This is a genomic window from Acinetobacter colistiniresistens (genome assembly GCF_000413935.1).
Lineage (GTDB): Bacteria > Pseudomonadota > Gammaproteobacteria > Pseudomonadales > Moraxellaceae > Acinetobacter > Acinetobacter colistiniresistens.
Genome location: NZ_KE340383.1, coordinates 165,150 through 176,393, shown reverse-complemented (window position 1 = coordinate 176,393; position 11,244 = coordinate 165,150). Strand labels below are relative to the sequence as shown.

At 43.9% G+C, this 11,244-nt stretch carries 11 protein-coding genes; 4 read left to right on the top strand and 7 right to left on the bottom strand.

Annotated features, from left to right (window positions below; all coding sequences use genetic code 11):
- Nucleotides 1–25: 25 nt before the first annotated feature.
- The gene (locus F907_RS01675) at nt 26–1,027 is read left to right on the top strand and encodes an HlyD family secretion protein (protein ID WP_016653226.1); all 1,002 of its coding nucleotides are present in this window, start codon (nt 26–28) and stop codon (nt 1,025–1,027) included.
- Nucleotides 1,028–1,139: 112 nt separating this feature from the next.
- Here the strand turns inward: F907_RS01675 and ruvX are convergent, their stop codons facing one another.
- The 3 genes from ruvX to recN all read right to left on the bottom strand — a co-directional run bounded on the left by ruvX (nt 1,140) and on the right by recN (nt 3,903).
- Complete coding sequence (ruvX, locus tag F907_RS01680; RefSeq protein WP_005278522.1) at nt 1,140–1,583, bottom strand: Holliday junction resolvase RuvX; 444 nt, start codon at nt 1,581–1,583, stop codon at nt 1,140–1,142.
- Entirely contained in the window at nt 1,576–2,130 is a 555-nt protein-coding gene (locus tag F907_RS01685) for a YqgE/AlgH family protein (RefSeq protein ID WP_005278526.1), read from the bottom strand. The genes ruvX and F907_RS01685 overlap by 8 nt, the downstream gene beginning before the upstream one ends.
- A gap of 114 nt (nt 2,131–2,244) precedes the next feature.
- Complete coding sequence (recN, locus tag F907_RS01690) at nt 2,245–3,903, bottom strand: DNA repair protein RecN (RefSeq protein ID WP_016653225.1); 1,659 nt, start codon at nt 3,901–3,903, stop codon at nt 2,245–2,247.
- A 471-nt stretch (nt 3,904–4,374) separates the two neighbouring features.
- Between recN and ppnP the strand changes: the two genes are divergently transcribed.
- From ppnP to F907_RS01705, 3 genes are all read left to right on the top strand, one after another.
- Nucleotides 4,375–4,701: a pyrimidine/purine nucleoside phosphorylase gene (ppnP, locus tag F907_RS01695; protein ID WP_004637677.1), complete on the top strand. Its 327-nt coding sequence runs from the start codon at nt 4,375–4,377 to the stop codon at nt 4,699–4,701.
- A gap of 197 nt (nt 4,702–4,898) precedes the next feature.
- Nucleotides 4,899–5,648 carry a 23S rRNA (guanosine(2251)-2'-O)-methyltransferase RlmB gene (gene rlmB / locus F907_RS01700; protein ID WP_005278530.1) on the top strand — a complete coding sequence of 250 codons (750 nt, stop codon included), beginning with the start codon at nt 4,899–4,901 and terminating at the stop codon, nt 5,646–5,648.
- A gap of 30 nt (nt 5,649–5,678) precedes the next feature.
- The gene (locus F907_RS01705; RefSeq protein ID WP_016653224.1) at nt 5,679–6,590 is read left to right on the top strand and encodes a DMT family transporter; all 912 of its coding nucleotides are present in this window, start codon (nt 5,679–5,681) and stop codon (nt 6,588–6,590) included.
- Here F907_RS01705 and coaE read toward each other — a convergent pair.
- The 4 genes from coaE to pilB are packed head-to-tail and all read right to left on the bottom strand — an operon-like array spanning nt 6,587 to nt 11,033.
- The gene (gene coaE, locus F907_RS01710) at nt 6,587–7,192 is read right to left on the bottom strand and encodes a dephospho-CoA kinase (RefSeq protein WP_016653223.1); all 606 of its coding nucleotides are present in this window, start codon (nt 7,190–7,192) and stop codon (nt 6,587–6,589) included. The genes F907_RS01705 and coaE overlap by 4 nt on opposite strands.
- 1 nt (nt 7,193) lies before the next feature.
- Entirely contained in the window at nt 7,194–8,054 is an 861-nt protein-coding gene (locus tag F907_RS01715; protein WP_016653222.1) for a prepilin peptidase, read from the bottom strand.
- A gap of 12 nt (nt 8,055–8,066) precedes the next feature.
- On the bottom strand, nt 8,067–9,296 hold the full coding sequence (locus F907_RS01720; protein ID WP_016653221.1) for a type II secretion system F family protein: 1,230 nt from the start codon (nt 9,294–9,296) through the stop codon (nt 8,067–8,069).
- Between the two features lie 24 nt (nt 9,297–9,320).
- Nucleotides 9,321–11,033 carry a type IV-A pilus assembly ATPase PilB gene (pilB, locus tag F907_RS01725; RefSeq protein WP_016653220.1) on the bottom strand — a complete coding sequence of 571 codons (1,713 nt, stop codon included), beginning with the start codon at nt 11,031–11,033 and terminating at the stop codon, nt 9,321–9,323.
- Between the last annotated feature and the right edge of the window lie 211 nt (nt 11,034–11,244).

Genomic DNA, 11,244 nt, shown 5'->3' with positions numbered 1-11,244 from the left:
AAGAAATGTAGTAGAGGTCATCAACATGAATGCATTTGATGTGCGCAAAGTTATACGTCCTATGGTGTTGCTCGTTGCAGTTGTGATTGCTGTTTACACCATCGTGCATTTATGGAATTACTACAACGCCGCACCGTGGACACGGGATGGACGTGTACGGGGAGACGTGATTCAGGTCGCTTCTGATGTGAATGGTTTGGTCACTGAAGTGTTGGTGCAAGACAACCAAACCGTGAAGAAAGGGCAAGTGCTGTTCAAGATTGATGTCGCACGTCAGGCCTTGGATGTTGAACAAGCGAAATCAGATCTTGCCAAAGCCAAAGCCGGTTTGGCGCAAGCGCATGCAAATCTGGCTGGTTCAAAAGCGAGTTTGGTGAAAACTGAAGCCAATATGAAACTGGCGGAGAAAAATGCAGCACGTTATGCCAGCTTGATGGATGGTGCAATCTCGAAGCAAGAACAAGATCAAGTTTTTGCGACCCGTGATCAAGCTGTAGCTGAGCGCGAGCAATTAACTGCGAGTATTGAACAAGCCAATGCGGCGATTCAACAACAGCAAGCTTTGATTGAAGTGGCCAATAGCAATTTACATTTGGCGCAACTGAATTTGAATCGCTCTGAAGTGGTCGCACCTGCGGACGGGACTTTATCGAATTTTGATTTGCGTGTTGGTAATTATGTGAAGGTAGGGCAAGCCGTTGCTGCTTTATTAGACCGCCATCAACTCTATGTTGTGGGTTATTTTGAAGAGACCAAATTAAACCGTATTCATGTCGGTGATGCTGCAACTGTCCAGTTGATGGGAGATAAGCAACGCATTCGAGGCCATGTACAAGGTATCGCAACCGGGATTGAAGACCGTGAACGTTCGGGTAGTTCGAACTTATTGGCCAATGTCAATCCAACCTTTAGTTGGGTGCGCTTGGCACAACGTGTACCTGTGAAAATTGTCTTGGATGAACAACCACAAAATCCGCTGGCTTTTGTTTCGGGACGTACTGCGACGGTTCGAATTATCGAGAAATAATTCAACTTAGCTTAAAGATTTTAATTGAGATTAAGCTTGTCGTTTTGTGTTTTATACAATCACCTCGCGGTATTAATACCGCGAGGTGATCAAATATTTGGGAAATTCTGTCTTAAGGTGTAATCCCCGCAGGATCACGATACCAACTCTGAATCAATAATGCCGCTGCAAAACTATCTGCCGATAAACGTTTTGCCTGTCCTTTGCTTTGATAAGACTCCAGTTCTTCTCTGGCTTCACGTGTCGTCAAACGTTCATCCACCATCCAGGTTTCGATATTGGTTTGATGACGTAAACGACGCGCAAATTTCCGTGCACGGGCAGAGAGCTCAGATTCACTATCATCCATATTCAGCGGTAAACCCACGATAAATAGATTCGGTTGCCATTCTTTGACAATCTTTAATAATTTATCCCAGTCTGGAATACCATCTTTCATCGGGAATAAGGGCAGAGGATTGCTGCTTTCAATTGAGGATTGACCCATCGCCATCCCCATTTTTTGGGTGCCAAAATCAAATGCCATGATGGATTGGAAACTCTGCATCTCAGGCATGACCAATCTCAGAGGCAAACCAGGTACGGTCTACACCAATTTTTTTGTAGGCAGCATCCCAGCGATCGTGATAGGGCAGATTAAAAATCAGATCCATGTCTGATTCACAGATGAGCCAGTCCCCACGTGCAATTTCTTCTTCAAGTTGGTTCTTCGTCCAGCTGGCATAGCCTAAGGCGATTTGATAACGTCCCACACCTTCGTTATGTGCAATTGCATCTAAAATATCTTTACTGGTGGTGATGCAGACATTTTCACCGACCGCAATCGATGAATGCCAAGTCGGCTGACCAGTATGCAAGACAAAGCCTGCTTCTGGACGTAATGGGCCACCTTGCAAAACAGCATGTGGATGGACATTGTCGGCATCAATCTCTAAATCATTGAGGAGTTCTTTGATTTGTAAGTCGGAAGGGCGATTGATAATGATGCCTTGGGCGCCGTCTTCGTCATGGCGTGCAACATAGATGACAGTATTGGCAAAAAAGTCATCTGCCATGTCTGGTGGAGCGATGAGACAACGGTGAGTTAAGTATTGTTTCGTCACCTAGGCGGTTCTCCATCAATATATTATGCTGATCTATCTATATAGGTTCTTTTTATCAACATACAAGAGTTGATCGGATTTCGCCAATCTTTTTCTGAAATTTTATCGCTTTAATTAGGCCGTTTGGAATTTAAGCTGACGTAGTTGTCGAGCATGTTGCAAAGTGGTTTCGCTAATTTCGACCCCACCCGACATACGTGCTAACTCTAAGATGCGTTGATCTTCATCCAGTTCGAGAATGGTACTGCTGGCTGGATCGCTTTGTTGTTTTTTCACCAATAAATGCTGGTCGGATTGGGCTGCAACTTGAGCTTGATGCGTAATACAGAGCAGTTGTACATGCTGAGCCAGATCAGCCAATAGGCGTCCCACGACTTCAGCAGTACCACCACTGATCCCGACGTCAATTTCGTCAAAGACCAGTACTTCAGACTCGGTTTTCTCTGCATTCATCACTTGCATCACTAGTGCAATACGGGATAACTCACCGCCTGAGGCAACGCGTGCCAACGGTTGTGGCGGGATGCCTTTATTGGCTGTGAATAATAGTTGAATAAAGCTGAGTCCTTCGGCATTCGGTTCCTGTGGCTCAAATTTAAACTCAAAATGTGCTTCTGGAAGTGCGAGTGGCTTCACTTGTTCAGTCAGTTGTTTTGCCAATGGAACCGCCGCCGCGCGACGGATGTCATCCAAATGTTGAGCAGCTTGTATGAAGGCTTGATAGGAAAGCTCAACTTGTTCTGCCAAGGTTTCTGGGTCTTCCAGCTGATGCAGTTGCTCTAATTCTTGTTGCCAAGTTTCATAGTCTTGTTTGAGCAATTCGGGTTGAGTGCGGTGTTTACGTGCCAGACGATGGAACACTTCGAGGGTTGCATTCAACTGTTCCATGCGTTCAGGATCAAAGCTTTGACGGTCAATAAACTGGCGTAAGCTTGCGGTTGCATCGTCTATTTCGCTTTGTGCATTTAACAAGGAGTTATAAATATTGGCGAGTTGTTCGCTACGACCCGCATGAGATTCCAGACGACGAATGATTGATGCAACTTCTTGGGTAATATTCTGCTCGGCTTCATCCAGGACATTGAGACTATAACTACAGTCCTGCATGATATGTTCATGATGGCTGAGACGATCAAACTCTTGTTCGATTTCACGATAATCGGTTTGAACAACGTCTTCCAGTTCTTCAATTTGTAATTCTAAGCGCTGTATTTTTTGAATACGTGTCGCTTGCGCATCTAAAGCGGCTTGGTGTTGGCGAATATTTCGTTGCCATGTGCTATAGGCATCACGTACTGCTTGCGAAGGTTCGGCAAAGTTGTGATAACGATCGAGCCAATGTTTAGGATAAGGCGGTTCGAGTAATTGTTGCTGGCTGTGCTGGCTATACAGTTGAACCAGCAGGCGTCCAATTTCTTTGAGTTCGGCCAAGCTGCTCGGGCGGCCATTGATCCAAGCCTTGCTGCGGCCTGTGGCAAAAATCACACGTCTTAAATGGATTTCACCTGAATCATCATCCAGTTCATGTTCGGTCAGCCAATGCGCTTCTGCGCTTTCAGGCTGATAACTAAATACCGCAGTGACATCAGCTTTGTCTGCACCATAACGTACATAATTGGTATCGGTACGTTCGCCTAAGCACGCAGAAAGTGCATCTAACAATAATGATTTTCCTGCACCAGTTTCACCAGTCAGCACATTGAAGCCTCGTTCAATATCTAAAGCCAAATGGTCAGCGAGTGCAAAATTAATTAAAGTTAAATGGGTGAGCATAAACGCATCCAATGCACGGAATCTTTTGCTTAAAGATAGAGAAGTTTTAAAGTGACGACAAGTGCGGAATACTGGATTTTCCTGATTTACTGAGGAATTACTGATTGTTTATGGGCTTAAGATACGATTTCGCTTTGTATTTGTGCGTCAGTCGTCGCTGATGCACCATCTATGGTACAAGGTTTTGTGTTCGAACCTTGCGAAGCGATGCTTCTCATACTTTATTTATCTTCGCCACTCACAGCAAAGCTGTTCGTCTTGCGCCCGGGTAAAGTTTCGCGTTATTTATCTTCGCTACTCACAGCAAAGCTGTTCGTCTTGCGCTCAGGCAAAGTTTCACTTTGCTTATCTGAGCTCAGGTATGAAAATTGCTACGTTTAGCCCAGAAAATGGATTGATTAGTTGTCACGGCACAATTAAACTACGTCCAGCATAACCTAATATAAATGCGGCATTATTTGGAGAGTACGCATGAGTTCAGTGCAATTTGATCATGTAACGGTCATTAAGAAATCGAATGTGTATTTTGGTGGGGCATGTATTAGCCATACAGTACAATTTGAAGATGGTACAAAAAAGACTTTAGGTGTAATTTTACCCACTGAACAGCCTTTGACTTTTGAAACACACGTTCCAGAGCGTATGGAAATTATTTCTGGTGAATGCCGTGTAAAAATTGCAGATAGTGCTGAGAGTGAATTATTTCGTGCAGGCCAGTCTTTTTACGTGCCTGGGAACAGTATGTTCCACATCGAAGCAGATGAAGTACTCGATTATGTCTGTCATTTAGAAGGCTAACCTATTCCTGTCTAAATCGAGTACACTAGATTTAATGGAAATCCTGTAAAAGTCATTTTGCAGGATTTTTTATTAAGTTCCCTTGCGGAGCTATAACAGCTCCTCACCTGTAAAGTTGCTTTGCAGGATTTTTATTTTTTCAAAATTCCCCTAATTATCCTTCTTTCTATCAGAGGGAATACTGCAAGAGGTCGTTCATGGCGAAACCTGAATATTATTATGGCGTTCATTCAGTGGAGTCATTGTTGGAGTTGGAGCCTGAACGTGTTTTGACTTTATTTACCTTAAAAGGTCGTGATGATCAGCGTCTGCAAAAAATTTTGCAGCTTGCAGAACCTTTTGGGATCAGTGTTCAAAAAGCCAGTCGAGATAGTCTGGAAAAATTGGCAGGTTTACCTTTCCATCAAGGCGTAGTTGCAGCAGTTCGCCCGCATCCCACCTTGAATGAAAAAGATCTGGACGAATTGCTACAGCAATCACCAGATGCTTTGTTGTTGGCGCTCGACCAAGTGACTGACCCCCATAATCTGGGTGCGTGTATTCGTACGGCAGCGGCGATGGGTGTACAGGCGGTAATTGTCCCGCGCGATCGTTCAGCGAGCTTAACGCCGACAGCACGTAAGGTTGCGGCAGGTGGGGCTGAAAAAGTGAAGTTTATTCAGGTGACCAACCTTGCGCGAACGCTTGCACACTTAAAAGACACCACCCATACCCGAGTGATTGGGACCATGCTGGATGAAAAGGCATTGCCGATTCATCAGTGTGATTTCAATGGACCTGTGGTGATTGTGATGGGCGCTGAGGATACAGGTTTAAGGCCGATTACCCAGTCACAGTGCGATCATACGGTTTATATTCCAATGTTGGGCGATTTACAAAGCTTGAATGTGAGTGTGGCAACTGGGATGGCACTTTATGAGGCATGCCGCCAACGTGCTGGTGTATAATTTAACCCAATCTTGTTCATGTAAGCTCAAATGACTGCTCGTACACAAGGCTATTTCTTTGTCTTTATCACCATGTGTATTTGGGGGGGATTTACTATTTTTTCCCGTCTCAATGCACATTGGCACGTCAGTGTGTGGGATTTGATGGCAATGCGCTTTGCAATTGCCTCTCTGATTTTAATACCTATATTAATCTATAAAAAAGATTTTGCCTTTTTATGGCACCCACGTCCTGTCATCTTGGCATTGATCGGTGGTTTGGCCTATTGCTTAACGGTCTATACCGCTTTCTTACATGCTCCAGCAGCGCATGCGGCGATTTTTCTCAATGGCTGTATTCCACTGTGTACAGCTGTTGCAGCCTATTTGCTGTTTCAGCAACCCTTTGATAAAAATACTTGGTTGAGTTTGGTGATTATGATGGGTGCATTGGCGCTCATGAGTTATTTAATGCTGCATGATCAGGCCGCCGCATTGGGGTGGGGAGATCTGCTTCTTTTTATCAGTGCGGCATGGTGGGGGCTTTTCACCGTCCTGCTAAAACAGTGGAAATTATCGGCGTGGCATTCGACTGCAGGTGTAGTGATTTGGTCTGCAATTCTCTATTTTCCGATTTATCTATTATTTATTCCAAAACATTTTCAAGATGCAGAGCCGATTCATCTGGTGATTCAGGGGCTTTTTCATGGCATTTTGGTGGTGATCGTGGCGACCTTAAGTTATGTGGCTGCAATTGAGCGTTTAGGTGCATTTAAGACAGGGAGTATTGTAACGCTGGCGCCATTTATTGCAGCGATTGTGGCTGTTCCATTATTAAATGAACCCCTCAATGCAGCGATTCTTTGTGGCTTGGTTGGAATGGGGATTGGTGCTTTACAACCTTGGCGTTGGTTTCGCAAAGACAGTTTGACTACGCAGCTGGAGCAGCAGAAACAAGGCTAGATACAATGCTCTGCACGTTGCAAATAACTGAAATGCAAGGGTTTGAGCTGTTGGTGAAGATGCTCTAACAGACCATCATTAAGTACAATATCATTGGCTAATTGCTGTTTCTGAGTGCGTGGCATTTGTGCTGCAATAATCTTTCGAATCTGTTCTTCACTTTGTCCGTCACGTTGGCTAGCGCGTTGTAATTGCGTTTGTTCATCAGCATCAACAAGTAGCGTGTGATGAGTGAGTTGATGTTGATTGGTTTCAAATAGTAGGGGCGAAACCAAAATCACATATGGACTCTCAGCCTGTTGTAATTGCTGAATAATGGACTGGCGAATGGCAGGATGGGTGATTTTTTCTAAAGTTTGACGCGCCTCTGGAAATTGAAAAATATGCTCACGCAGCGCCCGTCGATCCAGATTGCCATCGGCCAATAGTACCCAATCGCCAAAGTTGTCCTGAATTGCTTTAAGTGTGGGTTGGCCTGGCTCGACCACTTCTCTTGCTACCACATCAGCATCAATAACCGTAATACCTTGAGACTCAAACCATTGTGTCGCCGCTGATTTGCCGCTGCCAATACCACCTGTGATTCCCAAGATAAAACTCATATTAACCACCTAAATAAACTTTCATGATTTGATCACCCCATAAGAAGGCGATCCAGCCTGCAATTGCGATATATGGACCAAATGCAAAAGGTTGATTTTCGCCCCGCATTTTCATCAGGATAATACCAATAACTGCACCAATTATAGAGGAGAGTAACACAATAAGGGGGAGTAGCATTGGTCCCATCCATGCACCTAACGCTGCGAGTAGCTTGAAATCGCCATAGCCCATACCTTCCTTACCAGTCACTAGCTTGAAGACGTAGTACACGATCCAGAGGCAGAGGAAGCCGATTAAATAGCCCCAAATAGCTAGGCTGGCACTGGTATAAATCGCATAACTATTAATGCCTAAACCTAAGGCTGCCAAGGGAAGGGTAAAACGGTCTGGCAATAATTGTGTATCAAAATCAATAAAAGTTAATGCGATCAATACCCAGGTTAAAACCAAGCCAAACAACATTTGTACTGTTGCACCAAATACGGCAACCACGACCAATGAACAGACCATGGTGAGCAGTTCAATAAAAGGATAGCGGATACTGATTGGATTTTGGCAAGTCGCACATTTACCACGGAGCAGGAGCCAGCTGATCACAGGGATATTCTGGTACCAACGGATAGGTGAGTCGCATTTGGGACAAGTCGAGGCGGGTTGGCTCAAATTGAGCTTGCTTTGATCAATAATCGGTTGTTCAGGGTGGAGTAACATTTGGCATTCTTGCTGCCACTCCTGTTCCATCATTCGAGGCGTGCGAAAAATGACAACATTCAGAAAACTACCAATGCATAAACTAAAAAGCCCAACTGCAAGATAAAGTGCAGTGGGGTTTTCGATCAAGTAAGAAAATAAAGATAGCATTTAAACACCAAGTTATCCGACAACTGAGCCCATTTGGAAGATTGGAAGGTACATGGCAATCACCAGACCACCTACGAGGATACCAAGAATAGCCATGATTAATGGTTCCATCATTGAGGTCAAGCCATCGACAGCATTATCGACTTCATTTTCATAGTGCGTTGCAACTTTGTCGAGCATACTGTCTAAAGCCCCTGATTCTTCACCAATCGCAACCATTTGAATGGCCATCGATGGAAAACGGTTGGAAACACGCATTGCAAACTGTAGCTGTTGGCCTGTAGCGACATCTTCACGAATTTTCATGACGGCTTCTTCATAAACAACATTATTGGTTGCACCAGCAGTCGATTCGAGTGCATCAATCAGCGGAACACCTGCGGCAAAGGTTGTTGCCAAAGTACGACTATACCGGGCAATAATGGCTTTATAGACCAAATCTCCAAAAATAGGTGCCTTGAGTGCCATTTTGTCTAAGGTATCACGAAACTTTTTACTGCGTTTTTTGGCTTCCAAAAAGGAGGCAATAATTGCACCAATCACGATAATCATAATAAACCAGTATTCTTGCATCCATTTGGACATTTCGACCACCATTTTGGTAAATGCGGGCAAGTCAGCACCAAAAGAGCTGAACAGGTCTTGGAATACAGGAACGACTTTGACCATCAAAATAATAGTCACAATCACCGCAACTACAACGACAGTGATTGGATATTTCATAGCTTTCTTAATTTTTTGTTTGAGTAACTCACTCTTTTCTTTATAAATTGCAACCCGATCCAGCATGGTTTCAAGCGCACCAGATTGTTCACCGGATTCAACCAACGAGCAAAACAGATTATCAAAATATTGCGGATACTTTTTCAGGGCACCTGCGAAAGTATTACCCCCTTCGACCTCACCTTTAATCCCAAGAACTACTTCCCGCATGGCCGGGTTTTCTAAGCCTTCAGCCACGATTTCAAAGCCTTGTACCAGTGGAACACCCGCTTTCATCATGGTGGCTAATTGACGGGTAAAAATGGTGATATCCAAAGTGGTCACTTTTTTCTTCATCAAGCCTTCAAGAATGTTTTTACGCTTTTCTCGAATATTCTTGATGGTCACCCCTTGTTTACGCAACGTAACTTTAGCCAAGGCCATATTACGTGCAGGTAATTCCCCTTTAATTTTTGCCCCTTTACGGTCGACCCCTTCGTAAGCAAAAGTTGGCATCATTTGCGCTTTTTTAGCTGCCATGACTATTAATCCTTTTTATTGATTTTATTCACTTGTTACTCGGTTGACTTCCTGCAAAGAGGTAATTCCCTGCATGACTTTTTTCAAACCTGAACGACGTAGATTATTAAAACCTGCTTGTTCTGATGCTGCCGCAATTTGTAAGGCGTTGCCGTCTTCCATAATAATTTTAGAAATCTCTGGCGTAACTTTCATGACCTCATAAATACCGACTCGGCCTTTATAGCCCTCGCGGCACTCAGCACAGCCGACAGGCTGAAAGATTTTAAATTCGGGATCATTTAAGTCTTGTTTGGTAAAGCCAAGTTCCAATAAACTTTGTTTAGGGATCTCAATGACTTCTTTACATTGCCCACAAAGACGACGTGCCAAACGTTGTGCAATTACCAAATTGACTGAAGTTGCAATATTAAAAGAAGGTACCCCCATATTGCGTAAACGGGTTAATGTTTCTGGTGCGCTGTTGGTATGCAGCGTCGACATGACCATATGGCCTGTTTGAGCCGCCTTAATTGCAATTTCTGCTGTTTCCAGGTCACGAATCTCCCCGACCATAATCACGTCTGGATCTTGACGTAAAAAGGCTTTAAGTGCAGCCGAGAAGGTGAGTCCAGTTTTTGGATTGACGTTGACCTGATTGATCCCTTCCAGGTTGATCTCGACGGGATCTTCTGCGGTTGAAATGTTGGTATCTTCGGTATTGAGGATGTTTAAACCTGTATATAAAGAAACGGTTTTACCTGAACCTGTTGGACCTGTGATGAGGAGCATACCTTGAGGCTTATCCAAGGCATCCATGAATAAGGCTTTTTGTTCATCTTCATAACCCAAAGCTTCAATGCCGAGCATGGCGCTCGATGGATCGAGAATACGCAGCACCAGTTTCTCACCAAATAGGGTGGGGAGTGAGTTGACACGGAAATCGATGGCTTTGGTTTTAGAGAGTTTGAGTTTGATACGGCCATCTTGAGGCATTCGTTTTTCTGAAATGTCCATTTGCGACATGACTTTTAAACGTGATGCCAATCGGGTTGCCATTTGCAATGGTGGATTGGCAATCTGGCGTAATACCCCATCGACGCGATAACGAACACGGTACATTTTTTCGTAGGGTTCAAAATGTAAATCAGAAGCACCCATACGAATTGCATCAATCAGCAGTTTATTGATGTATTTTACAATTGGGGATTCATCGCCTTGAGGTGCATCGTCTTCTTCTTGACTTGGGTCTTGGCTAACATCGATATCAAGGTCAAAGTCTTCACTTTCGCCAAAATCAAAGCTACCAGAATCACCAAACTGCTGTTCGATCAGTTTTTCGAGTTTGGTGTGTTCAACAATAATCGGTTCGATATTGAGCTTGGTATTGAAACGAATGGCATCCAAGGCTTCGATATTGGTGGGATTACTGGTCGCAACATACAGAATTTGCCCGCGCTGTAATAGAGGCGCAACTTTATGCTTCTGGATGAGCTTATTATCTGCCAGCTCACGTGGTAAGAGCGCTGTATCGTAGACCGCCAAATCGAAAAGAGGCTCACCAAACTCGGCTGCAATGGTTTCAGCAATTGTGAGTGGCGATAAGCGATGTTGCTCAATCAGATGTGCGACGATGTCTTGTTGTGCTTTTTTAGCTGCATCAATGGCAGTTTGCATGGTTGTTGCAGACAGTTGCCCATCTTCAACTAAGCGCCGAATAAACCCCGAAAACTTTGGAGACGTATGTAATCCTGACATCTGTCCGCCTTATGACAATAAATGTTTATAATATGTATTTTGAAAATTATACTTTTGTTATGCAAAAATACCACTACAGAAAGTGTTGTTTTTGCCTTGATTCCCCATTAAAACTTTGAACTGATCGAGTTTTTTGCCAATTAATTTTCATCAATGTAGGCCAGTGTTACCAAGAATTAAACAAGTTAAATCATGTGTAGGCTTTTAATTG

Excerpts from the sequence above, each read along its gene's own strand:
- F907_RS01675 (WP_016653226.1), top strand. The coding sequence starts at position 26 with ATGAATGCATTTGATGTGCGCAAAGTTATACGTCCTATGGTGTTGCTC.
- ruvX (WP_005278522.1), bottom strand. The coding sequence starts at position 1,583 with ATGCCTGAGATGCAGAGTTTCCAATCCATCATGGCATTTGATTTTGGC.
- recN (WP_016653225.1), bottom strand. The coding sequence starts at position 3,903 with ATGCTCACCCATTTAACTTTAATTAATTTTGCACTCGCTGACCATTTG.
- ppnP (WP_004637677.1), top strand. The coding sequence starts at position 4,375 with ATGAGTTCAGTGCAATTTGATCATGTAACGGTCATTAAGAAATCGAAT.
- rlmB (WP_005278530.1), top strand. The coding sequence starts at position 4,899 with ATGGCGAAACCTGAATATTATTATGGCGTTCATTCAGTGGAGTCATTG.
- F907_RS01705 (WP_016653224.1), top strand. The coding sequence starts at position 5,679 with ATGACTGCTCGTACACAAGGCTATTTCTTTGTCTTTATCACCATGTGT.
- coaE (WP_016653223.1), bottom strand. The coding sequence starts at position 7,192 with ATGAGTTTTATCTTGGGAATCACAGGTGGTATTGGCAGCGGCAAATCA.
- F907_RS01715 (WP_016653222.1), bottom strand. The coding sequence starts at position 8,054 with ATGCTATCTTTATTTTCTTACTTGATCGAAAACCCCACTGCACTTTAT.
- F907_RS01720 (WP_016653221.1), bottom strand. The coding sequence starts at position 9,296 with ATGGCAGCTAAAAAAGCGCAAATGATGCCAACTTTTGCTTACGAAGGG.
- pilB (WP_016653220.1), bottom strand. The coding sequence starts at position 11,033 with ATGTCAGGATTACATACGTCTCCAAAGTTTTCGGGGTTTATTCGGCGC.